Annotated in this window: 24 protein-coding genes; 6 read left to right on the top strand and 18 right to left on the bottom strand. The window is 62.3% G+C overall.

Annotated features, from left to right (window positions below; genetic code table 11):
* Positions 1-238: 238 nt before the first annotated feature.
* A complete protein-coding gene (locus Q0603_RS17370; protein ID WP_298728049.1) occupies positions 239-832 on the bottom strand; it encodes a hemerythrin domain-containing protein in 594 nt (197 codons plus the stop codon).
* A gap of 130 nt (positions 833-962) precedes the next feature.
* Positions 963-1,178, bottom strand: a complete 216-nt coding sequence (locus tag Q0603_RS17365) for a heavy-metal-associated domain-containing protein (RefSeq protein WP_298728047.1) — start codon at positions 1,176-1,178, stop codon at positions 963-965.
* Positions 1,179-1,398: 220 nt separating this feature from the next.
* On the opposite strand from Q0603_RS17365, the gene yajC reads away from it, so the two are divergent.
* The 4 genes from yajC to Q0603_RS17345 all read left to right on the top strand — a co-directional run bounded on the left by yajC (position 1,399) and on the right by Q0603_RS17345 (position 4,826).
* Positions 1,399-1,737, top strand: a complete 339-nt coding sequence (yajC, locus tag Q0603_RS17360) for a preprotein translocase subunit YajC (RefSeq protein ID WP_298728045.1) — start codon at positions 1,399-1,401, stop codon at positions 1,735-1,737.
* Positions 1,738-1,825: 88 nt separating this feature from the next.
* Positions 1,826-3,442, top strand: coding sequence for a protein translocase subunit SecD (gene secD, locus Q0603_RS17355; RefSeq protein ID WP_298728043.1), 1,617 nt, complete (start codon positions 1,826-1,828; stop codon positions 3,440-3,442).
* Positions 3,443-3,455: 13 nt separating this feature from the next.
* Positions 3,456-4,427, top strand: coding sequence for a protein translocase subunit SecF (secF, locus tag Q0603_RS17350; protein WP_298728041.1), 972 nt, complete (start codon positions 3,456-3,458; stop codon positions 4,425-4,427).
* Positions 4,428-4,451: 24 nt separating this feature from the next.
* Entirely contained in the window at positions 4,452-4,826 is a 375-nt protein-coding gene (locus tag Q0603_RS17345) for an Mth938-like domain-containing protein (protein ID WP_298728039.1), read from the top strand.
* 3 nt (positions 4,827-4,829) lie between these two features.
* Here the strand turns inward: Q0603_RS17345 and Q0603_RS17340 are convergent, their stop codons facing one another.
* Positions 4,830-5,408, bottom strand: coding sequence for a urate hydroxylase PuuD (locus tag Q0603_RS17340; RefSeq protein ID WP_298728037.1), 579 nt, complete (start codon positions 5,406-5,408; stop codon positions 4,830-4,832).
* A gap of 170 nt (positions 5,409-5,578) precedes the next feature.
* Between Q0603_RS17340 and Q0603_RS17335 the strand changes: the two genes are divergently transcribed.
* The gene (locus Q0603_RS17335) at positions 5,579-6,415 is read left to right on the top strand and encodes a squalene/phytoene synthase family protein (RefSeq protein ID WP_298728036.1); all 837 of its coding nucleotides are present in this window, start codon (positions 5,579-5,581) and stop codon (positions 6,413-6,415) included.
* Here the strand turns inward: Q0603_RS17335 and Q0603_RS17330 are convergent.
* Genes Q0603_RS17330 through uvrA form a run of 4 tightly spaced genes read right to left on the bottom strand, consistent with a single transcriptional unit; the run spans position 6,412 to position 12,104 of the window.
* Positions 6,412-7,260 carry an NAD(P)H-binding protein gene (locus Q0603_RS17330; protein WP_298728035.1) on the bottom strand — a complete coding sequence of 283 codons (849 nt, stop codon included), beginning with the start codon at positions 7,258-7,260 and terminating at the stop codon, positions 6,412-6,414. The genes Q0603_RS17335 and Q0603_RS17330 overlap by 4 nt on opposite strands.
* Positions 7,257-8,627 (bottom strand): methylenetetrahydrofolate--tRNA-(uracil(54)-C(5))-methyltransferase (FADH(2)-oxidizing) TrmFO, encoded by a 1,371-nt coding sequence (gene trmFO / locus Q0603_RS17325; RefSeq protein WP_298728033.1) that lies wholly within the window; start codon positions 8,625-8,627, stop codon positions 7,257-7,259. The genes Q0603_RS17330 and trmFO overlap by 4 nt, the downstream gene beginning before the upstream one ends.
* On the bottom strand, positions 8,614-9,186 hold the full coding sequence (locus Q0603_RS17320) for a RecX family transcriptional regulator (RefSeq protein ID WP_298728031.1): 573 nt from the start codon (positions 9,184-9,186) through the stop codon (positions 8,614-8,616). The genes trmFO and Q0603_RS17320 overlap by 14 nt, the downstream gene beginning before the upstream one ends.
* A 17-nt stretch (positions 9,187-9,203) precedes the next feature.
* Positions 9,204-12,104: an excinuclease ABC subunit UvrA gene (gene uvrA / locus Q0603_RS17315; protein ID WP_298728029.1), complete on the bottom strand. Its 2,901-nt coding sequence runs from the start codon at positions 12,102-12,104 to the stop codon at positions 9,204-9,206.
* Positions 12,105-12,214: 110 nt separating this feature from the next.
* Here uvrA and ssb point away from each other — a divergent pair, with 110 nt between their 5' ends.
* Complete coding sequence (ssb, locus tag Q0603_RS17310; protein WP_298728027.1) at positions 12,215-12,703, top strand: single-stranded DNA-binding protein; 489 nt, start codon at positions 12,215-12,217, stop codon at positions 12,701-12,703.
* Positions 12,704-12,745: 42 nt separating this feature from the next.
* Here the strand turns inward: ssb and Q0603_RS17305 are convergent, their stop codons facing one another.
* The 11 genes from Q0603_RS17305 to Q0603_RS17255 form a co-directional block, all read right to left on the bottom strand.
* Positions 12,746-13,111, bottom strand: coding sequence for a phage holin family protein (locus Q0603_RS17305; protein ID WP_298728025.1), 366 nt, complete (start codon positions 13,109-13,111; stop codon positions 12,746-12,748).
* Positions 13,112-13,143: 32 nt separating this feature from the next.
* Entirely contained in the window at positions 13,144-13,437 is a 294-nt protein-coding gene (locus tag Q0603_RS17300; RefSeq protein WP_298728023.1) for a hypothetical protein, read from the bottom strand.
* A 57-nt stretch (positions 13,438-13,494) separates the two neighbouring features.
* Positions 13,495-13,737, bottom strand: coding sequence for a CsbD family protein (locus tag Q0603_RS17295; protein ID WP_298728021.1), 243 nt, complete (start codon positions 13,735-13,737; stop codon positions 13,495-13,497).
* Positions 13,738-13,763: 26 nt separating this feature from the next.
* Positions 13,764-13,982: a CsbD family protein gene (locus tag Q0603_RS17290; protein WP_298728060.1), complete on the bottom strand. Its 219-nt coding sequence runs from the start codon at positions 13,980-13,982 to the stop codon at positions 13,764-13,766.
* A gap of 247 nt (positions 13,983-14,229) precedes the next feature.
* Entirely contained in the window at positions 14,230-15,066 is an 837-nt protein-coding gene (gene mazG, locus Q0603_RS17285) for a nucleoside triphosphate pyrophosphohydrolase (protein ID WP_298728019.1), read from the bottom strand.
* A gap of 99 nt (positions 15,067-15,165) precedes the next feature.
* A complete protein-coding gene (locus tag Q0603_RS17280; RefSeq protein ID WP_298728017.1) occupies positions 15,166-15,432 on the bottom strand; it encodes a DUF6455 family protein in 267 nt (88 codons plus the stop codon).
* A gap of 37 nt (positions 15,433-15,469) precedes the next feature.
* On the bottom strand, positions 15,470-15,892 hold the full coding sequence (locus Q0603_RS17275; RefSeq protein WP_298728015.1) for a DUF6455 family protein: 423 nt from the start codon (positions 15,890-15,892) through the stop codon (positions 15,470-15,472).
* Between the two features lie 218 nt (positions 15,893-16,110).
* The gene (locus Q0603_RS17270) at positions 16,111-17,229 is read right to left on the bottom strand and encodes a DUF1513 domain-containing protein (protein WP_298728013.1); all 1,119 of its coding nucleotides are present in this window, start codon (positions 17,227-17,229) and stop codon (positions 16,111-16,113) included.
* Entirely contained in the window at positions 17,219-18,298 is a 1,080-nt protein-coding gene (locus Q0603_RS17265) for an imelysin family protein (RefSeq protein WP_298728011.1), read from the bottom strand. Before Q0603_RS17265 ends, Q0603_RS17270 begins: the two co-directional genes overlap by 11 nt.
* A gap of 12 nt (positions 18,299-18,310) precedes the next feature.
* Positions 18,311-19,741 (bottom strand): di-heme oxidoredictase family protein, encoded by a 1,431-nt coding sequence (locus Q0603_RS17260; RefSeq protein ID WP_298728009.1) that lies wholly within the window; start codon positions 19,739-19,741, stop codon positions 18,311-18,313.
* A gap of 53 nt (positions 19,742-19,794) precedes the next feature.
* On the bottom strand, positions 19,795-21,075 hold the full coding sequence (locus tag Q0603_RS17255) for an imelysin family protein (protein ID WP_298728007.1): 1,281 nt from the start codon (positions 21,073-21,075) through the stop codon (positions 19,795-19,797).
* Positions 21,076-21,077 lie beyond the last annotated feature (2 nt).

The following is a 21,077-nucleotide window of genomic DNA, read 5'->3' as shown; positions in this document are numbered from 1 at the left end:
AGCGTAGCGCAGCCTGGTAGCGCATCAGTCTGGGGGACTGGGGGTCGTGGGTTCAAATCCCGCCGCTCCGACCATTTCTTACAAAAACAGGGCTCGGCCATAAAACGGTCGGGCCCTTTTTGCTTTCCAGATTGGTGAAACGTATGTTCGCGGGCCGTATCCGCGTCGTCGCTGATCCGGTTATGGCGCTGGCCGCAACCGGCGAAGTCGACCTGAATGGTCCTGAAGCGCCCCGAGATCAGGGGAAGGGGCGCTCACCCACGCCAAGCGGCGCCGGCGTGCGAGTAACGATCCGTTTGCGCAGATCGTCGAAATAGACCTTGGCGTCGACGCCGATCATCGGGTCATGATTGCTGTCGAAGGCGGTGTCGATCTCCGCCCAGTCTTCCTTGGTCAGCCGTGCCTCGGCGAGCGGCAGGATCTGCTCCTCTTCAAGCCGCATATGCTTCCAATGGAAATCGGCATAACGCCGCGCCAGATCCCGGAAGATCGCCAGACGGCTGGAATCGTCGGGCTGGTTGTAGAAGCGGTCGAGGCTTCGGCGCAGGGCGGCGGTGAGGGACGCGTTATGGATATGCTCCGTTTCCAGGGCATCCAGCAATCCCTCGGCATCCGGCGCCCGCATATGCAGCAAACGGAACAGGTAGTCGTCTTCTTTCGGATGATGGTAGCGGTCGGGGAACTGCCCGACATATTCGAGCATGGCGTAGAGCAGCTCGAAATCCGGCTGCGCCCCGCCAGCCGTCAGATCTTCCAGGATGCCGACGAAGGCATGAAGCATGGCCCCGAAAGCCCGATGCTCCGCCCGGATCACAGCTATAGCCCGATGCATGCGCGTCCTCCCTAAGGACATAATCACAGCGTCGGGGAAATCTGACCGCAGCCCTACCGGCTGCGCTTTGATCCAGGACAAAAAATGCCGTTCAGCTCGCCGGCAACCCGCTGGGCTGAACCTAGCCGTCTCAACCGGCCGGGTCGGTATCCAGAATGCCGTAGCCCGCGTCCCGAATCGCGTTGCGTAAGGCTGCCAGTCGGTCGGCCGGCAAGTCGTTGACCCGGACCTTCTTGCCGGGCAGGTCGACCTCAAAGACCAGCCCTGGCAGGGCGTTACTGATGGCATTGCTGATCGCCCGCTTGCAGGCCTCACAGCTCATACCTTCGATGTTCAAGACATGCATTGGAGACTCCGTACCGGTCCCCGCACTATAGGGCCGGAGCGTGGGCAATGCCATTCCGGCGGTCGCGGCGGATCGACGCAGAGCATTGATTCGCAAAGTCTTTTCGGGCTGCCGCAAGGACGCCTGCAGACCCGTCGATGCTTGCAATCCATCGGCCTGCCGCTATAGTCCGCGTCTCGCGCCGGAATGCCGGCTTTTCTGACGCACAGGGAGTGCTTTCATGCTGATTTCTGAGGCCTACGCGCAGGCAGCCGGTGGTACCACCGACATGCTGACCTCGCTGCTGCCGCTGGTCCTGATCTTCGTTGTCTTCTATTTCCTGCTGATCCGTCCGCAGCAGAAGAAGATGAAAGAACACAAAGCGATGATCGAGGCGGTCCGCCGTGGCGACGTGGTGACCACCGCTGGCGGCATCATCGGCAAGGTGGCCAAGGTGCAGGAAGACGGCATCGTTCAGCTCGAAATCGCCGACGGCGTGAAGGTCAAGGTCATCAAGGGCACCATCTCGGAAGTGCGTGCCAAGGGTGGCGACATCGAGGACGACAAGGCCGAAAACTAAGGCCTCGTAAGGTGGCGCGGCGCTTCGGCGCCGCCTATCGATCGGCCCCGACGAGGCTTGAGCCGAGGCAGGCTCAAAAGGATTTGCGATGCTGTATTTCGCGCCATGGAAGACCGTTCTGGTGGTATTGGTTACGCTGGCCGGCCTGATCACGGCCGCGCCGAATCTGCTGACCCGCCAGCAGCATGAAGCGCTGCCAAGCTGGATGCAGTTACCGCAGGTCAATCTTGGCCTCGACCTGCGCGGCGGCGCGCATCTGCTGCTGGAGGTCGATACCTCCGCCGTGCTGCGCGAACGGCTCGAAGCCGTGGTCGAGGGCGCGCGCGAAGAGCTGCGCAAGGAGCGCATCGGCTACACCAACCTCAGCATCGTCGGCGGCAACAGTGTCGGTCTGCGGCTGCGCGACCCCTCGCAGGCGGAACGGGCGCGCCCGCTGCTGGCCAAGCTGGGCCAGCCGGTGCAGGGCGGGGCCTTCAGCTTAGGCGCGCAGCAGACGGATCTGCAGCTCGAGATCAGTCCCGAAGGCGTGGTCCGCATGACGCTGTCGGAAGTGGCGGTGCGTGAACGTGCCCGTTCGGCCGTGGCGCAGTCGATGGAGATCGTGCGCCGCCGTATCGACCAGACCGGCGTGAACGAGCCGACGATCCAGGTGCAGGGCAGCGACCGCATCCTGGTGCAGTTGCCCGGCGTGGATGACCCGGATCGCATCAAGCGCCTTTTGGGCACCACGGCGAAGCTGACTTTCCGGATGGTGGACACCACCGCCGATCCGAACGGCCCGCCGCCGCCGGGCACCGAGATCCTAGAAGGTGACAAGCCGCGGCTGGCTAATGCACCGGTCGAACGCTACGTGGTTCGTCGCAAGGTGGAAGTCGCCGGCGACAATCTGGTCGATGCGCAGGCGGGCTATGATCAGCGCACTGGCCAGCCGGTGGTGAACTTCCGTTTCGACAGCACCGGCGCCAAGCGTTTCGCTGAAGTCACCCAGCAGGCCGTCGGTCTGCCTTTCGCCATCGTGCTCGACAACAAGGTGCTCAGCGCGCCGGTGATTCGCGAACCGATCCTCGGCGGCTCCGGCCAGATCAGTGGAAACTTCTCCGTAGTCGAAGCGAACGATCTTGCCGTGCTGCTGCGCGCGGGCGCGTTGCCGGCACCACTGAAGGTGATCGAAGAGCGCGTGGTCGGCCCCGATCTTGGTGCCGATGCCATCCGCGCCGGTATCATTGCAACGATCATCGGTTTTGTGCTGGTCAACCTGTTCATGATCGCGGCCTATGGTCTGTTCGGCGTCTTCGCCGTGATTGCCGTGGCCGTCAACCTGGTATTGATCCTCGGCATCCTGTCGAGCATGCAGGCGACGCTGTCGCTGCCTGGCATCGCCGGCATCCTGCTGACCATCGGCATGGCAGTGGACGCCAACGTGCTGATCAACGAGCGCATCCGCGAGGAATACAAACTTGGCAAGTCGGTGGTGGCGTCGCTGGACGCCGGCTTCAACCGCGCCTTCTCAACCATTCTGGACTCGAACCTGACGACACTGATCGCCATGGCGATCCTGTTCGCGGTTGGCTCTGGCCCGGTGCGCGGCTTCGCGGTCGCCATCTCGATCGGCATTCTGACCTCGATGTTCACCGCGATTCTCGGCGTGCGTCTCATGATGGTGTTGTGGCTGCGGGCGACCCGCGCCAAGGCGCTGGCTGTATAGGAGAAGGCGATCCATGTTCCGCCTGCGTCTGATCCCCGACAATACCAACATTAAGTTCATGAAGGGCCGCTTCGTCGGCCTGGCGATGTCGGCGTTTCTGTCGATCGCCTCGATCATCCTGTTCTTCTATCCGGGCCTAAATTACGGCATCGACTTCCGCGGCGGCATCCTGATGGAAGTCCGCCTGCAGCAGCCGGCCGATTTCCCCGCGCTGCGCAACCTGCTAGGCAGCATGAATCTGGGCGAGGTGGCGCTGCAGGAATTCGGCTCGCCGCGCGACCTGCTGATCCGCCTGGAGCGCCAGGGCGACGACGACGCGGCGCAGAATGCCGCAGCTCAGCGTGTGCGCACCGAATTGAGCCAGGCTTATCCGGGTGCTGAAATGCGGCGCGTGGAAGTGGTTGGCGGCAAAATCAGCGCCGAATTGTTCCAAAGCGGCTTGATCGCCGTTGGTCTCGCGCTGCTGGCCATCGCGGTCTACATCTGGTTCCGGTTCGAGTGGATGTTCGCGCTGGCGGCGTTTATCACGCTGCTGCTCGATATCACCAAAATGATCGGCTTCTATGCCGTCACGCAATTGCCGTTCGGCTTGACCGCCGTGGCAGCCGTGCTGACTATCATCGGCTATTCGATCAACGACAAGGTGGTGGTCTATGACCGCATGCGCGAGAACCTGCGCAAGTACAAGACCATGCCGCTGCGCGAGCTGATCGACCGCAGCATCAATGAAACCCTGTCACGCACTCTCTTCACCTCGGTGACGACCTTCCTGGCGATGGTACCGCTGGCCTTCATGGGCGGCGAGGCCGTCGAAGTCTTCGCGATTGGTATGCTGTTCGGCATCATCGTCGGCACGTCGTCGTCGATCTTCATTGCCGCCCCGCTGGTGCTGATCACCGGCGAGAAATGGCTGCGTCGTCGTCAGAAGACAAACACCGAAGCCGAGACCAAAGCCAAAGCGACGCCCGCTGGGCAGCGCTCCTGATTTCAACCGCCAAGGAGGCGTGACATGGACCTCCTGCCGCGCATTCCCGCCGACCGCCAAGTGATCAATGCCTATGGCGATGGCGGGTTCCGCATCTCGGGCAAGCATTGGACCGAGCCGGTTCTGGTCTTCCCCGGCCAGACCATAGCCTGGACCGCGACGTCCTTTGCGGAGGTCAGCCTGGCGTCGCTCGAGCCGGTGTTTCAGGTAACGCCGGCGGTGGAGCTGCTCCTGCTCGGCTGCGGACCGAGCATCGCTTTCGTGCCCAAGGCGTTGCGGGCCGAAGTGAAGGCCAGAGGCGTGGTGATCGAGGCGCTGGATACCGGCGCGGCCTGCCGGACCTACAATCTTCTGATGGGAGAAGGGCGGCGGGTGGCCGCCGCCCTTATTCCTGTATAACCCTTATAGGGTGATACCGTTCTGCTGCGCGACCATGCAGTAGAGCATCGGGATCGACAGAATGAAGTTGGTGCGCGAAGCGAGCATGGCGAAGCGCGCCGCCTTGGCCTTGGTGGCGTCATCCGCCGGAACGATGCCCAGCGCTTTCTTCTGGTTCGGCCAGATCACGAACCAGACATTCGCCGCCATGAACAGGCCGAGCCACATGCCAACGCCGATGATGCGGGCACCTTCCTGCAGCATCATGGCCTGATGGCCATAGCCGTTCAGGCCCGACAGGACCAGACCGGTGACGACAGTGGCGACGGCAGCCCAGCGGAACCAGAACAGGGCCTCAGGCGCGATATACTTGCCGACCGCAGGTTTCAGTTCGGCTGGAATCTTCGGCATGGTCGGGATCTGCACGAAGTTGAAATACCAGAGCAGGCCGATCCATAGGACGCCGGACAACACATGCAGCCAACGGAAGAAGAAGCTCCAGAAGGCGGGATCCAGGCTGCGGTGCCCTACGAGGAAGAGGATCAGCGCCAGGATGACGCCAGCGCCGAGCGCCTTGTAGAGATTTTCGAGTATCTTTGCCATGATTGCCGTGTCCTCGTTGGTGCTTGTTATTGTTATGACCAACGCAAACAGCGGCACACGATCAACGATTCTTCCCGCCGCGTCTGCGTGCGACAAATTGCGATTCGCAGGTGTGAGGCTATCATAAAACATGGTAGCGACAAGCAACCATCGGAGCCCGGCCTTTTAGCATGAGCGATTCGCCAGAGGAGTATTGCCAGCAGGACGTTCGCCGTTTCGATTCAGATCGTTGGCTGACGACTTTGTTCGCACCTGATTCAAAGCGGCCTGCCTTGCTGGCGCTCTATGCGTTCAACAGCGAGATCGCACGCGCGCGTGAAGCGGTGACGCAGCCGATGATCGGACAGATCCGCCTGCAATGGTGGCGCGAGGCGTGGGAAGGGATCGCCAAGGATCAGCCGCGCCGACATCCGGTGATCGAAGCGCTGCACAGGCATTGCCGTCATGTCAATGTGAATGACGCGATGATGCTGATCGATGCGCGTGAACGCGACATGGAGGATCGGCCATTCGAAACAGCGGCCGAGCTTTCGGCGTATGCAGAGGCAAGCTCTGCGCCGCTGATGCGCTTGGCCGCTCAGGCTTTGGACGTACCGATCGACGATGCACTGAGCGAAAGTATCCGGCTGGCGGGGACGGCATATGCGCTTGTGGGCCTGCTGCGCGCCGTGCCCTTCATGGCGGCGCAGCATCGCGTCTACTTGCCGGCGGATCGGCTCGCTGCCGCAGGCAGGACGCCGGAGTCACTGTATCAGAGAGGAATGGGGGCAGAAGTGGCCGGCGTCATCGCCGAGATCGGCCAGGATGCCGCATGCATGCTGGATGAACTGCGGCAGCGGCCGGTCAGCCGCCAGGCTTTGCCGGCGCTATTGCCTGCCAGCCTGGCGCGCGTGTATCTGCGGCATCTGGCCAGAGCGGGCTACAATCCTGAAGCCGTGCCTGCCAATAGCGCGGCCACGGCGAAACATTTCTCACTGCTGTCGTCGGTCTGGCGACGCCGTATTTAGGAGAACGTGCGGCGCAGGCCTTCGATCAGCGGCATGGGCCGCACGCCCAGCCGCGTAATCATCTCATCAATGGGGAAGGCCTTGTCCTCGCCAAGTCGGCGGACTTCGTCACGCCGGATGCGCGGCAAAAAGGACAACAGACCTGTCATGTCGGCCGCCGCTTCCAGCAATGTGCCCGGCACAGGCAGGATCGCCGGTCGGCGGCCAATGGCATCGCCAACTGCCAGAACCAGATCGCGATAGCTGATTGGCTGCGGACCGGCGACGATGATCGGCGTGCCCGGTGCTTCGGCGCGATACAGCGCGGCATCCACACAAGCCGCAACGTCTTCAACATGGATCGGCTGCAGCAAAGTCTTGCCGCCGCCCGGCAAGGGGATGACACCGAACCTGCGGATATAGGTGGCGACGCGCTGCAGATTATTCTCAGCCGCCGCGCCGTAGATCATGGTCGGATGCAACACGACACCGGGCAGGCCCGATTGCGCCAAGGCATCCACGGTGGCTTGTAGCGCCGCAACATTCGGATCGGGAAAGCGCGTGAAGATGCGGGTCGAACCGAGCAGTACGATCCGCCGCACATCACTCGGCACGGCTTTCAGCAGATCGACGCCATAGCGGCCATGTACGCAGGAGACCAGTAACTGCGCGTCCTCAAGCGCGGGACGCAGGCTTTCCAGCTGTTCGAGATCAATACGGCGGGCAAGCGGCTGCAGCTCCGGCGGCAGGCGCTCCGGCCGGCGGACCACGGGAATGACCGGCACGCCGCGCGACGACAGTCGCTTCGCGACCTGAAGACCGAGCTTCCCGGTCGCACCAACCAGCGTAACCGGCGTGGTCGTCATGCGGCGGCAGCCATGGTGCCGTTCAGCCAAGCAGCCAGATCAGCAAGGGCGCGTCGGCTCATCGCCCGCTTGCGTTCCTCCTTGCGCACATCCTCAGGCGGCGGCGGGAAGAGGCCGAAATTGACATTCATCGGCTGGAAGGTCTTGGCATCGGCGCCGCCGGTAATGTGGTTGTGCAAAGCGCCCAGCGCCGTGGTTGGCGGCGGCGGCGCCTGCTCGCGGCCATGCCGTTCGGCAGCCGCCATGCGGCCGGCCAGCAGGCCGATGGCCGTACTCTCGACATAACCTTCCACGCCGGTCACCTGACCAGCGAAGCGCAGCCGTGGCATTGCCTTCAGGCGAAGCTGCTTGTCCAGCAGCTTCGGGCTGTTCAGGAAGGTGTTGCGGTGGATGCCACCAAGGCGGGCGAATTGCGCATTCTCCAGGCCCGGGATCATACGAAAGATGCGCACCTGCTCGGCGTGCTTCATTTTGGTCTGGAAGCCAACCATGTTGTAGAGCGTGCCGAGCTTGTTGTCCTGGCGCAGCTGCACGACAGCATAGGGCTTGCGGCCGGTGCGGGGATCGATCAGGCCAACCGGCTTCATAGGACCGAAGGTGAGCGTGCGCGGCCCGCGCTCGGCCATCACCTCAATCGGCAGGCAGCCCTCGAAATAGGGCGTGTTCTTTTCCCACTCCTTGAACTCGGTCTTCTCGGCCGCCAGCAGGGCGGCGTGGAATTCGAGATAGTTCTGCTTCTCGAAGGGGCAGTTGATGTAGTCGGCGCCTTCGCCCTGATCGCCGCTGCCGCCCGGACCGGCCTTGTCGTAGCGCGACTGGAACCACGCTTTCGACATGTCAATGCTGTCCTTGTAGACGATCGGCGCGATGGCATCGAAGAAGGCCAGGCTTTCCTCACCGGTAAGCGCACGGACCGCCTCCGCCAGAGCGGGCGAGGTGAGCGGCCCGGTGGCGACGATCACGCTGTCCCAGTCCTCGGGCGGAATGCCGGCGATCTCCTCGCGGCGGATCTCGATCAGCGGCTCGGCCTCGATGGCCTTCTGCACTTCTGCTGAAAAGACGTGCCGGTCCACGGCGAGCGCGCCGCCCGCGGGCACTTTGGCAATATCGGCCGCCGCCATGATCAGCGAATTGCAGCGGCGCAGTTCTTCATGCAGCAGGCCGACGGCGTTGTTCTCCGCGTCGTCCGAGCGGAAGGAATTTGAGCAGACCAGTTCCGCCAGACCGTCGCCCTGGTGCGCATCGGTCTTACGCACCGGCCGCATCTCATGCAGCACCACCGGCACGCCCTGGCGGGCGATCTGCCAGGCCGCTTCCGAGCCGGCGAGGCCGCCGCCAATCACATGCACAGGCTTAATCTGGGTCATGAATCAACTCCTCCAGTGCGGCAACGCTTTCCGCCGACAGCACTTTCATGGCGACCGCCTGGCTGAATCCGCGCCGCGCCAGGGCGCCCAAATCCTTTTGCCGCTTCTCGGCCCGCTCCGCGGGGTTGGCGCGATAGGGGCCTAGTTTCCGCTTTCTTGCATAGGCCGCCGCTGCCGGCAGGTCGGAAATAGGCCCTTCTGCCTCATCCTGCAACCGCTCTAACGCGGCCTCGATATCCACCCGGGCAACGCCCTTGGCCGCCAGAATCTGGCGGATGCGGCCGAGCGGCTTGCCTTCGGCGTAGAGACGGCGCACCCGGCCTTCCGCATAAGTCCGGTCATTCAGCAGATTGTTCCGCTGCAGTTTGGCGATCAGGGCGGCAATCCAGGCGGCGGCTTCAGCCGGGTCGGGGGCGCCATGTTCCTGGATCGAGCGGCGAACCTTGCGGTCCAGCACGCGGCGCAGATTGCCCGCCGAGCTGCTATAGCGCTCGAGATAGAACAGGGCCGCCCGTTCCAGATATTCCGGCGTGACCTTCTTGGGCCGCGCACGCGGCATGGCGTTGTTCCCCGGTCCTATTCGGCCGCGTCGCGGCGTTTGCCTTTCTCGGACTTCTTTAAGGCCGGCGCGCTACGCTGCGACGGCGGCTTCAGATATTCCTTGAGATACTGGCCGGTATAGCTGCCCGGTACCTTGGCAACGTCTTCCGGCGTGCCCTGGGCGACGACGCGGCCGCCGCCATTGCCGCCTTCCGGCCCCATATCGATGATCCAGTCGGCTGTCTTGATCACTTCAAGATTGTGCTCGATGACGATCATCGTGTTGCCGGCATCGACAAGGGTGTGCAGTACTTCGAGCAGCTTGCGGACATCCTCGAAATGCAGGCCAGTGGTCGGCTCATCCAAGATGTAGAGCGTGCGTCCGGTAGCCCGCTTGGACAACTCCTTGGCCAGTTTGACGCGCTGCGCCTCGCCGCCCGACAGCGTCGTGGCGGACTGGCCGATCTTGATGTATCCGAGGCCGACCTTCTCCAAAGTTTCCAGCTTCTCGCGAATACTGGGCACCGCCTTGAAGAACTCGACGCCGTCCTCAACCGTCATGTCCAGCACATCGGCAATGGACTTGTCGCGATAGGTGATCTCCAGTGTCTCGCGATTATAGCGCTTGCCCTTGCAGACGTCGCAGACGACATAGACGTCCGGCAGGAAGTGCATTTCGATCTTGATCAGGCCGTCGCCCTGGCAGGCTTCACAGCGTCCGCCCTTGACGTTGAACGAGAAGCGGCCGGGCGCATAGCCCCGCGTCTTGGCTTCCGGCAGGCTCGCAAACCAATCGCGGATCGGGCCGAAGGCGCCGGTATAGGTGGCCGGGTTTGAGCGCGGCGTGCGGCCAATCGGCGACTGGTCGATATCGACGATCTTGTCGAGCCATTCCAGGCCTTCGATGCGGTCATGCGCGCCTGGAACTTCGCGGCTGTTGTTCAGCTTTCGCGAGATCGCCTTGTACAGCGTCTCGATGGTGAGCGTCGATTTGCCGCCGCCGGACACGCCGGTGACGCATGTGAAGATGCCGAGTGGAAATTCGACCGTGATGTTCTGCAGGTTGTTCGCCCGAGCGCCGACCACCCGGATGCGCTTATTCGGCGTGGGCTTGCGGCGCTGCTTCGGCACCGGCACGGATTTCACGCCGGTAAGATACTGGCCGGTGATCGACTTCTTGTTGGCCATGATCTCTTCCGGCGTACCCTGGGCGATGATCTCGCCGCCATGCACGCCAGCCGCAGGGCCCATATCGATCACATGATCGGCCGTGCGGATGGCTTCTTCGTCATGCTCGACGACCAGCACGGTATTGCCGATATCGCGCAGATGAACCAACGTCTCCAGCAGCTTGGCGTTGTCGCGCTGATGCAGGCCGATAGAAGGTTCGTCCAGTACGTAAAGCACGCCGGTCAGGCCGGAACCGATCTGCGAGGCCAGGCGGATACGCTGGCTTTCGCCGCCGGAGAGCGTGCCGGATGCACGCGCCATGGTGAGGTAATCGAGGCCGACATTGACCAGGAAGCCAAGCCGCTCGTTGATCTCCTTGAGAATGCGGGCGGCGATATCCTTTTCCTTCGGCTTCAGCTTCTTGGTGAGATCGAGAAACCACTGGCGCGCTTCCAGGATCGAAAGCTCGCAGATCTCGCCGATATGCTTGCCGCCTACCTTGACGGCCAACGCCTCCGGCTTCAGGCGATGGCCGCCGCAGGTCTCGCAGGCGGTCTGCGACTGATAACGCGACAATTCCTCACGGATCTGATCGGACTCGGTTTCGCGCCAGCGTCGTTCCAGATTCGGCAGCACGCCCTCGAAGGGACGTTTCACCGTATAGCTGCGCATCCCGTCGTCATAGGTGATCGGAACGATATCGTCGCCCGAGCCATGCAGGATGGCGTTGCGCACCTTCGCCGGCAGGTCCTTCCACTTCGTTGTTAGCGAGAACTTGTAGTATTTCGCCAGGCCTTCGAGCGTTTGCAGGTAATAGGGGGAGGGCGTCACGGCACGAGACCAGGGCACGATGGCGCCGTCACGCAGGCTGACGTTTTCGTCCGGGACAACCTGCGCCGCGTCGAAATACATCTTCGATCCAAGCCCGTCGCAGGTCGGGCAGGCGCCATGCGGACTGTTGAACGAAAATAGCCGCGGCTCGATTTCCTCGATGGTGAAGCCGGAGACCGGGCAGGCGAACTTGGCCGAGAAGATCGTGCGCTCGTCCTTGTCGGCATTCTCGGCAATGGCGATGCCATCCGCCAATCCCAGAGCTGTCTCAAGGGAGTCTGCAAGGCGTGTCTGGATGCCGTCGCGCACCACCACGCGGTCAACCACGACCTCGATATCGTGCTTGAGTTTCTTGTTCAGCGCAGGGACTTCGGCGATCTCATAGAGCTTGCCGTCCACTTTGACGCGCTGAAAGCCGCGCTTCTGCAGGTCTTGCAGCTCTTTGCGGTACTCACCCTTACGTCCGCGCACGATGGGCGCCAGCAGATAGAGGCGCGTGCCTTCCGGCATGGCCATCACGCGGTCGACCATCTGGCTGACGGTCTGGCTTTCGATCGGCAGGCCGGTCGCCGGCGAATAGGGCACGCCGATGCGGGCGAAAAGCAGGCGCAGATAATCGTAGATCTCCGTGACCGTGCCGACAGTGGAACGCGGGTTCTTCGAGGTGGTTTTCTGCTCGATGGAGATGGCCGGGCTAAGGCCGTCGATATGGTCCACATCCGGCTTCTGCATCAGTTCCAGGAACTGCCGCGCATAGGCGGATAGCGACTCGACGTAGCGGCGTTGCCCTTCGGCGTAGATGGTGTCGAACGCCAGCGACGACTTACCAGATCCCGACAGCCCGGTCAGAACCACCAACTTGTCGCGGGGAATATCGACATCGACATTCTTGAGGTTGTGCTCGCGCGCGCCACGGACGGAAATGAACTTCTGCATAGGTTTAAGCCGATCTAGGGAAAGCCGATATTGCGCTTTACGGGACAGTTGTTCACTATACGCCGCTCATATAATATAGGACCGCTTCGCGAACGGATAGGGGTTAAACAATGGCAGGCAGCGTCAATAAGGTCATTCTGGTCGGCAATCTCGGCCGCGACCCGGAGATCCGCTCCATGCAATCCGGCGAAGAGGTCTGCCAGCTCTCCGTCGCGACGTCTGAGACCTGGCGCGATAAGGCCACCGGCGAGCGCAAAGAACGCACAGAGTGGCACAGGGTCGTGATTTTCAACGAAAATCTTGTGAAAGTCGCGAAGCAGTATCTCAAGAAAGGGTCCAAGGTATATCTGGAGGGCTCACTCCAGACTCGCAAGTGGACGGACAAAGACGGTGTCGAAAAATTCACCACGGAAGTGGTGCTGCCGCGCTTCCGCGGCGAGCTGACGATGCTCGATGGCCGCGGCGAGGGCGGCGGCGGTTTCAGTAGCGGCGGCGACGATTACAGCGGCGGCTCCTCCGGCGGCTCGAGCAGCGGCGGTCGCTCCGGCGGTGGAGCGCCGCCGCGCCGCGACGATCTGGACGACGAAATCCCGTTCTAAGTCGACCTTGGCTTTCTAAGTCGACCTTGGCTTAACGGCGCTCTAGCGCCGCAGCAGAAATGCCACAGCCATACCCAGCGCCGCTGCACCCGCAACGGCGGCTGTGGGATGCTGCCGCGTGAGCTCGCGGCCAACAGGCCCGACCTGTGACATCGTCTGCTTGATTGGGTCTGGCGGCGCGCGATTGATCACGCCTACTGCTGCGCCTACTAGAATCGCGACGATCAACAGCAGAACGCCGGCTGCTGCCGCTGCGGCCCATACAGGATCGAGTATCTGCCCCAATCCTAGGAACACCGCCCAGCCGCCCAGTATGAAGGCCGCCTGCAGGGCAATCAGCGCCAGGATCCCGAACATCGCCGCGATCCCGAAGCGTTTGAGTTTGCGGGCGAGGTAAGCGGTTTGCATGCCGCCTACCACCAGCCCGATTAGGCTTTTGATCATCGCCGCAACAGCAGGGCAACCAATGCGCCGGCCGCGAATGCCGTCAGAAGGCTCGCCCCGGGATGTTCACGCACGGTATTTTCCGCGCTCGACAATGCCTCACGCCCGCGGTCACGCACATCGGTCATCAGCTTTTGCAGCCGGTCCTGCAGCTGCGATAGCTCTGCCTGCGCGATGGAACCGCCTTCCTTTCGGGCACGTTCGATCACGCTGTTCAACTGATTACCCAGATCGGAGACCTGAGCACGAAGCTCGGTGATGTCTTCGTTAACTCTGTCTTGCGCCGTCATTGCTAAACTCCTTCGTGCGGTTTTTCGTGCAGTTCGAGGCATGGCTATCGCCGGCCGTCAGTTCTTGGCGACTTCTTCCAGCCAATCGGCTACCTGCCGCTCGGCCTGGTCGGTAATGATGCCGTACCGTTCCTGGATCTTTCCGATGAGATGTTCGCGGCGTCCGTCGATCTTCTGTACGTCTTCATCGGTCAACTGAGCCCAGCGTTCACGGAGCCGGCCGCTGAACTGCTCCCAATTACCAGCCACGCGGCTCCATGCCGGGGTCGTCCCAGGGCCTTTTGTGTTCAGCCAATGCATGATGCGTTTCTCCGATCAGGCTCCGGTTAGAGATCCTTCTCCCATTCCTCCACCTGCTTTTCGGCCTCGCTTTTCACGACCCCGTAGCGCTCCTGAATCTTGCCGATCAGTTCCTGGCGTTTGCCTTTGATCACCAGCAGATCGTCATCGGTCAGCTTGCCCCAGCGCTGTTTCACCTTGCCGGAGAACTGATCCCATTTGCCTTCGACCTGATCCCAGGCGCCGGCGGCATAAAGCGGGCTGATGGCGGGCGCTGCCACGGCGGAAAGAGCGAAAGCGGACAGGGCGACGATGGCGAGCTTACGCATCGCGAGAACCTCCTGGTTGTCAGTTTCAGTATCCTGCGGAGACAACCCGGATTGAGGAAACTTGGTTCCCTCAGACCGGCAGATGGCAGAGCAGAATTCTGCCGAATCCGCTTATGGTATGGCGTGGCGCCATGGCGGCGCCGGGGTCAAACAATGGCTAAATTGAGACGACGACAATTATGCTTCAGCGGCGTTCCTGCCGTTTTGCTTCATCCCAGGCCGCGTCCATAGTAGCGAGATCGCAATCCTGAAGCTGCTTGTTCTGCGCTTTCAGAATCGCTTCCATCTTGGTGAATCGGCGCTCGAATTTGCGGTTGGCCGCACGTAAAGCTTCTTCCGGATCGAGTTTTAAATGACGCGCCAGGTTTGCCACGACAAACAGGAAGTCGCCGAACTCCTCCACGATCTTGTCTTGCGAGGCTGAAGAGATTTCAACTTCAAGCTCATGCAATTCTTCTTTGATCTTATCGAGAACAGGCTTGTTGTCAGGCCAGTCGAAGCCGACACGGGCAGCACGGTTCTGCAATTTGACGGCGCGGGTGAGGGCAGGCAGACCGGCGGTAACACCAGCCAGCACGGCAGAGACATCGCCCTGCTGCTCATCGGATTTGCCTGCCCGCTCGGCGGCTTTGATCGCTTCCCAATTGGCCGTCACCGTCTCCGGCTTGTCGGCCTCGACATCACCGAACACATGCGGATGGCGGCGGATCATCTTGTCGGCGATGGCGGCCGCTACATCGGGAAACGCAAAAAGGCCGGCCTCTTCAGCCATGCGCGCATGAAAAACGACCTGCAGCAAAAGATCGCCAAGTTCGTCCTTCAGTCCCGCCATGTCGTTGCGGGCAATCGCGTCCTCGACTTCATAGGCCTCTTCGATGGTGTAGGGCGCGATCGTCTTGAAGGTCTGCTCAAGATCCCAAGGGCAGCCACCTTGCGGATCGCGCAGCTTGGCCATGATGTCGAGCAGACGCGCAAGGCTGGCGAGGCGGGAGGAAGACGCCGGATCTGGAATGTCGTTCATGATGCCGCGGCTGAAATGAGACTATTCCGTCGAACATGAGTCCTCGACCAGCCCCGGGCCGCCGTCAAGCGTTAGTAGAGGTAGACGGTCCTGTATTGGCTAGGCTGCCTTCGATTTATGCGGCAAGCTGTCGAAACGGGCTGCATTCGGGCAGAATTGCCGGTAGGCATCGCCGCGTGCGCCACCTGCGAACCAGGTCTGGCAGGCCGCCACGCTGCGGCAATAAGCGCAGGTGCGTGCGGCACGGCTGAGCTGGGTGCCCAGCGCCACCGTTGCCGACGCTTCAAGATCGACGTCAAGCCGCTGGATCATCTGCTGCATAAGGGCGCTGCGCTGCTCGAGCGACTTGATCAGGGATGGAAGCATGGCGTTCTCCTGGGGGGCTAGGAATGGCTGGTCGCCTTCATGCCGCGCGGCGTTCTCTCAATTCTTCGATCATGGCACGGTTGGGACAGAAGGTCGGGCAGGCGGCGGTCTGTGGCGCCCTGATCTGCCAGGCCCTGCAATCCGTCCGGCGGGTGCAGAGGCCGCAAACCCGCGCCATATCGCGCAGGACCGCACGCGAACAGGCGATTCCGCGATTGGCCTCGCGGCCCAGGATGGCCAGGAGATCGCGGCTGTCATGGCCCTGGCGGATCGAGAAGGCGACGTCCGGCTCGCTGAGACCGATATCGGCGGCCGTCCGGGAACGCTCTTCGGGCGTCATGATGGTCCATTCCCGGGATGCAGAACTGTCTGAGCTGAACCAGTTGGCGATGCGGTTCCAGCACCGGGTTCCGAGCGAAGCAGTGCGGCGCACGGGCCGCTCAAGGGGCGATCGCGGCATGGCACAGGCCTCCCATGGCTGTTTCTCAGCGCTAGGCTAGCCGATCACGGTTTGAGAGACGTTGCGCTGGATCAAGATTTGCCGCCGGCCATGCGGCCGCAATGATACGCGAGTCGGGCCCGTTCAGCGGCGTGCCGAGAGAGGACTGACGGGACGGGCCGGACATAGCCCAGGCCCTCGGCCAAACCCAATTATCGGATAATGTATATTATGGAAAATTATATCTGCAGGAAAACCATATGGTTATCCCACTGGACCTGCCCCCCGGCCATGGCTTCCACGGTTCTGGCGCCTGCGCCAGGCTGATCCCAGCGGTAGATCCGGCCGCGTCCATTGGACAGCAGGAAGCCCGCTTCACCCGGCGCGACGCCGCAGACATCTTCGATCTGGCTCTGCGCAATCAGCGTCTCGCTGTCCATGTCCCAGACCAGCGCGAGATTTCCCCTTGGGCTTGTCACCGCCAGCCTCTGGCCCGTGCGATCCATGGCAGCGCTGCCGCAATACTGCCGCAGCCCGGCCCGTGCCGTCTCCGGCAGTTCCAGGAACCGCAACGGCGCCGTTCTGGCCTCTGGACCGTCATGCAGCGCCACCAGCGGCACCGGGTCCGTCTCAGGCCCTTCATACTGCATGGCCACGGCCACCCGGCCGCGGCGGTCGATCGCCAGATGCCGGATGCTGAGCTGGCGCAGCTCCTGCGGCGGCCGGATTTCGGTCACCACGCGGCCGTCACGGCTGTCCAGATAGACCAGCGACGGGTCCATGTCCGGGATGTTGAGCTTCAGCCTGGGCATATCGGCCAGGATCAGGATGCCGCCATTGGCGACCACCAGATGCCGGCCATCGGGCATCAGCTTCACCTCATGCGGGTCTAGGCCATGGGTCGGCCATTCAGCCACCCGGCGATAACCGTCTTCGACGGCATAAACGCCCAGCACGCCGTCGCCCGTCGATCCGATGGCCTCGGTCGCGAACAGCAGGCGGCCATCGGCCGAATACGCGCCATGGCCGCAGAAGCTGCGATCCTCGGCCGCCGGGATACGGTGCTTCAGTTCGCCGCTGCGCGGATCGAACACCAGAGCCTGATCACCCGGACGCCGCGTGAACGCCACGGCGGCAGTGCCATCGGCCTTATACGTGAAGCTGTGCCCGCGGCGTTTCAGCGGCAGCCGGTAGCGGATGTCACCGGCGGCATCGAAAGCCGCGATGCCATAGCCGGCTGGATCGCCATAGGCGTTCAGATAAAGCTTGGACGATGCCCTGGCTCGAACACTCCATGGCAGCAGCAAACCTGCGCCAAGGAGGCCCAGAGCCGAGCGGCGTGATAGATCAGTCGCCATCGAGCGCATTGAAGCCCACCGGAATATCGAGTGCCTGCGGCAAGCGCTGCACCAGAAGATTCTTCACCGCCAGCGTTGCCGCTGCCAGCTTTTCCACCGTCGACCGCGCAGCCTTATCCTGCACGGCAGCCTCAAGTGTGCCCGTCACTGCATCGGCCGCTGCCCACGCCTGCGAAAATCCGTCCATGATCGCTGCATCCAAAGCCTTGTCCGCCAGCGCCGGCGCAAATGCACTCTTGTACAGATCCTGCGCGGCCAGCAGATTGAGGCGGATGTTGCGCAGTGAACGCTCGCTGCGCCAGGACTCGGCCAGACGTGGCCGCGCTTCCTCGGCCGAGGCACCCAGCGGCCGCGCCAGCTTGTGGTCGGCGGCGAGTTCCACGGCCGTATAAAGGCTCTTGAACAAATCCAGGGATGCTTCCTTGGGCTCGCGATAGCGCGCATCCGCCCCACCCGTCTCCAGCATCTGCTTCGTGAATGACTTTGCGCCCTCGCGCCATTCGCTCAAAGTTTCGCGACTGATGTTTGCCAGATTGCGCGTCACCGCCTGAATATATTTGCAGCGGAACTCCGCATCGGCGTCGCGGCCGAGCAGTTTGGAGGCATCATTGCCGAACAGCAGCCGCTCCAAGGCCGGCAAGCCTTGCACAGCGACGCTGCCGCTGCCGAAATGATCAGGTGTCAGAGCAGCGTTATTGCGCTTGTTCAGCAGCTCGGCCATCTGCTTGCCGATGGTGTTGCGCGGATCTGGCCAGAAGGCGATCCGCTGGCTGCGGAAGAAAAGATCGATGGGACCGAAGCGCACATGCTGGATGTCCTGCCATGCATCGGTCATGCCATGGTAAGCTGCCTGGAGGTTCGTCAGCTTGGCTTCCGCCGGCGCAGCACAGAAGGCCTTGGCCTCGTCATCCAGCTTGCTGGCCGCCTCCTGCATCCGTTCATAACGCGGCAGAATGTGCTGCTCGATGGCCGCCTTGTTCAGGGCGGTATAATCCGCATCCGTGACGGCCTCGGCCTGTCCCGCGGCAAGTGCGGCAAAAATAAAAGCTGCAAGTCCAAAGCGCCGCATGACACATCTCCGCTACAAAGAATTGATGAAAGCCAGCAGGTCGTCGCGTTCCTGCCGCGACATCTGCATGACTTTCCGCTTGGCGGGTTCGGCCTCGCCATCATGCCACAGGATCGCTTCCAGCACGCCGCGCGCGCGGCCATCATGCAGCAGAAAATCATGGCCACTCACAATCTCGGTCAGACCAACACCCCATAGGGGCGCCGTCCGCCATTGCCGGCCATTCGCAAGGCCCTCAGGACGGCCATCGGCCAGCCCCTCGCCCATATCATGCAGCAGCAGATCGGTGTAAGGCCAGATTTCCTGCCCAGATTGCTCCGGCTTCGCCGCATCCTGCCCGGTGACGAAACTCGGCCGGTGGCAATGGCCGCAGCCTGCATCGGCGAAGAGCCGCTCGCCGCGCTGCACGGCGGGATGATCGGCATCGCGCCGCGCCGGCACCGCGAGATTGCGCGCATAGAAGACGACCAGATCGAACATCCTGCGCGGCACTTCGACCTTCTCCGCCGGATCATCGCCCACCGGCGCAGCAAGGCATGCAGTCTGTGTCGGTGTGCACTCGCCACGTGAAGCGGCTGGCGCCAGATAGCTGGACAAGCCGAGATCAGCCGCAAAGGCGCTGGCGGTTTGATCCGCAATGGTTGCGATGCCTGCCTTCCAGCCGAACCGGCCCAGCATGGGACGGTTATGCTCCGCGCTCCAGACTGCATTCGCTTTCCCCGCGATGCCGTCGCCATTGAGATCTTCCGGATCGGCCAGCGCCATGATGTCGGCTTCCGGGATCATCTCCAGCAAGCCGAGGCCGATCATCGGCGGCGCCACACGTGGCGACAGCATGGTCTGCGGATGCAGCGGCCCGTAATTCAGACCAGTGATCCGATAGCTGGGCTTGCGCAGGACGACCTCCTCGCCATCGGCCAACCGCACCGGCAGATCTTCGTATCTGACCTCCATCCGGCCTTCGGCATGCAGGCCCTGAACAGAAAACGTCTGCAGTTGCAGGCCGTAAGTCGGTTCCGGAATGGCGCTGCCTTGAAGCCTGTCCAGCAAGTCGCGCTGGGCTTTGTCTTGCGGCGGAATGCTCAGCCTTAGAAACAGGGAGACCGCCTCCTCACCCGCAGCAGGTGGCCGGCCGCGGCCATCCTTCAGATGGCAGGATTGGCAGCTGCGGGCGTTATAAAGCGGCCCCAGGCCGTCCGACGATTTGGTCGAACTGGGCGCGGAAACCCACAATTTGCGGAAAATACCGTCGCCAACCTTGAAATCGAGTTGCCGCTCGAAACTCATATTGGCTGAGGGATGAGAGAAGGCAGAAGAATTGTTTGGCTTGAAGGAGGTTGCCGCTCCGCCCGGTCGCCTGTCGCTCGCATAGGCGCCGCAGGCAATCGTCACCGCGATGACGACGCAGACGGCGCGGATCGATGAACGAGTCCACAGGGCCATTCGGGATGCCAATACAAGTCAGCCGGGCAGCGAGCTACCCGGCTTGAAGACACTTACTTCTTACCGACTTTCTCCGGCGCATCGAGGCTGTCGGAGCCTTCGAACTCAACCGCCTTCAGATCGAGGCTGGCGACCACACGCTCCAGCGTCCGCGTCTGATCGGTCAGACGGTCGATGGCGGCCTGCACAATGGCATTGCCCTCAGCATTACCCGCCCCGATCATCTGGTCATAAGCTTCCTTGCTTTCGGCGCGCTGCTTCAGCGCCGTCATCGCTTCCAGCGTTGCGTTCAGCTTGGCCAGCATCTCGCGGTCGAGTTCGGGCGAAGATTCGCGCACGACCTGCGACAGGCCCGGCCCCTTCACCACAGCGCCGTTGGTGCGCTTGTACTCGCCGTTATAGACCGCGAGCATGCCCACGACGTTGTAGTAATGCGAGTTGTGGGTGTTGTCCGAGAAGCAGTCATGCTCCTCCTCTGGATCGTTCAGCAGCAGGCCGAGCTTCATCCGCTCGCCCGCCAGCTCGCCGTAGGACAAGCTGCCAATGCCGGTAAGGATCGTGCCGATGCCGGCATCGACGCCCTTCTCCGTCAGCGCCTTGCGGGCATCGCCGCCAGGCTGCCATTGCTTGGCCATCCAAGCCAGATCGTCGACCAGCAGCTGCGTCGCCACCGCCAGATACTGAGCGCGGCGGTCGCAATTGCCGTTGGTGCAGCCATCCTTGGCATAATCGGTCCAGGGGCGATTGCCGGCGCCCGCTTCAGTACCGTTCAGATCCTGCCCCCAGAGCAGGAATTCGATGGCGTGATAGCCGGTGGCGACATTGGCTTCGACGCCGCCGACTTCATGCAGCTTGCGCAGCAGCTTCCAGTCGATCTTGCTGGCGTCCAAAGTCTTGCCGCCGAATTTGATCTGCGTGTTGGCGATGATGTTGGCGGTATAAAGTGGGTTTTCGTCCGACTCCTCGCCATAGCTGGAGGTGTCGACGTAATCGATCAGGCCCTCGTCCAGCGGCCAGGCATTCACGCGCCCTTCCCAGTCATCGACGATCGCATTGCCGAAGCGGTAAACCTCGGTCTGCTGATAGGGAATGCGTGCGGCCAGCCAGGCTTCGCGCGCCGCCTTCATGGTCGCCTCAGACGGTTTCGCAATCAGTGCCGCGACGGCCTTGTGCAGATTGCGTGCGCCCTGCAGGGAATCCTCATACATCGCCTGCGCGATATCGGCATAGGTCTTCAGCACCGCTTGCTTTGTGGCATCGCTGGCAGCGGCCTCGGCCCGCGGCGCCATGAGCAGCGCGGCAGCCAGAAGAAGTACGGCAAGCGGTTTAAACATCG

It is taken from the genome of uncultured Ferrovibrio sp. (genome assembly GCF_937960835.1).
Classification (GTDB): Bacteria; Pseudomonadota; Alphaproteobacteria; order Ferrovibrionales; family Ferrovibrionaceae; genus Ferrovibrio.
This window is presented reverse-complemented; position numbering and strand designations above follow the sequence as displayed.

What these genes read in the sequence shown, in the direction of transcription:
- Q0603_RS17280 (WP_298728017.1), bottom strand. Translation starts at nt 15,432, where the DNA reads ATGCTTCCATCCCTGATCAAGTCGCTCGAGCAGCGCAGCGCCCTTATG.
- trmFO (WP_298728033.1), bottom strand. Translation starts at nt 8,627, where the DNA reads ATGACCCAGATTAAGCCTGTGCATGTGATTGGCGGCGGCCTCGCCGGC.
- Q0603_RS17300 (WP_298728023.1), bottom strand. Translation starts at nt 13,437, where the DNA reads ATGACGGCGCAAGACAGAGTTAACGAAGACATCACCGAGCTTCGTGCT.
- Q0603_RS17270 (WP_298728013.1), bottom strand. Translation starts at nt 17,229, where the DNA reads ATGGCGACTGATCTATCACGCCGCTCGGCTCTGGGCCTCCTTGGCGCA.
- secF (WP_298728041.1), top strand. Translation starts at nt 3,456, where the DNA reads ATGTTCCGCCTGCGTCTGATCCCCGACAATACCAACATTAAGTTCATG.
- Q0603_RS17345 (WP_298728039.1), top strand. Translation starts at nt 4,452, where the DNA reads ATGGACCTCCTGCCGCGCATTCCCGCCGACCGCCAAGTGATCAATGCC.
- Q0603_RS17335 (WP_298728036.1), top strand. Translation starts at nt 5,579, where the DNA reads ATGAGCGATTCGCCAGAGGAGTATTGCCAGCAGGACGTTCGCCGTTTC.
- Q0603_RS17340 (WP_298728037.1), bottom strand. Translation starts at nt 5,408, where the DNA reads ATGGCAAAGATACTCGAAAATCTCTACAAGGCGCTCGGCGCTGGCGTC.
- Q0603_RS17320 (WP_298728031.1), bottom strand. Translation starts at nt 9,186, where the DNA reads ATGCCGCGTGCGCGGCCCAAGAAGGTCACGCCGGAATATCTGGAACGG.
- uvrA (WP_298728029.1), bottom strand. Translation starts at nt 12,104, where the DNA reads ATGCAGAAGTTCATTTCCGTCCGTGGCGCGCGCGAGCACAACCTCAAG.
- Q0603_RS17255 (WP_298728007.1), bottom strand. Translation starts at nt 21,075, where the DNA reads ATGTTTAAACCGCTTGCCGTACTTCTTCTGGCTGCCGCGCTGCTCATG.
- Q0603_RS17265 (WP_298728011.1), bottom strand. Translation starts at nt 18,298, where the DNA reads ATGCGGCGCTTTGGACTTGCAGCTTTTATTTTTGCCGCACTTGCCGCG.
- secD (WP_298728043.1), top strand. Translation starts at nt 1,826, where the DNA reads ATGCTGTATTTCGCGCCATGGAAGACCGTTCTGGTGGTATTGGTTACG.
- Q0603_RS17275 (WP_298728015.1), bottom strand. Translation starts at nt 15,892, where the DNA reads ATGCCGCGATCGCCCCTTGAGCGGCCCGTGCGCCGCACTGCTTCGCTC.
- Q0603_RS17330 (WP_298728035.1), bottom strand. Translation starts at nt 7,260, where the DNA reads ATGACGACCACGCCGGTTACGCTGGTTGGTGCGACCGGGAAGCTCGGT.
- Q0603_RS17260 (WP_298728009.1), bottom strand. Translation starts at nt 19,741, where the DNA reads ATGGCCCTGTGGACTCGTTCATCGATCCGCGCCGTCTGCGTCGTCATC.
- ssb (WP_298728027.1), top strand. Translation starts at nt 12,215, where the DNA reads ATGGCAGGCAGCGTCAATAAGGTCATTCTGGTCGGCAATCTCGGCCGC.
- mazG (WP_298728019.1), bottom strand. Translation starts at nt 15,066, where the DNA reads ATGAACGACATTCCAGATCCGGCGTCTTCCTCCCGCCTCGCCAGCCTT.
- Q0603_RS17305 (WP_298728025.1), bottom strand. Translation starts at nt 13,111, where the DNA reads ATGCAAACCGCTTACCTCGCCCGCAAACTCAAACGCTTCGGGATCGCG.
- Q0603_RS17295 (WP_298728021.1), bottom strand. Translation starts at nt 13,737, where the DNA reads ATGCATTGGCTGAACACAAAAGGCCCTGGGACGACCCCGGCATGGAGC.
- Q0603_RS17365 (WP_298728047.1), bottom strand. Translation starts at nt 1,178, where the DNA reads ATGCATGTCTTGAACATCGAAGGTATGAGCTGTGAGGCCTGCAAGCGG.
- yajC (WP_298728045.1), top strand. Translation starts at nt 1,399, where the DNA reads ATGCTGATTTCTGAGGCCTACGCGCAGGCAGCCGGTGGTACCACCGAC.
- Q0603_RS17370 (WP_298728049.1), bottom strand. Translation starts at nt 832, where the DNA reads ATGCATCGGGCTATAGCTGTGATCCGGGCGGAGCATCGGGCTTTCGGG.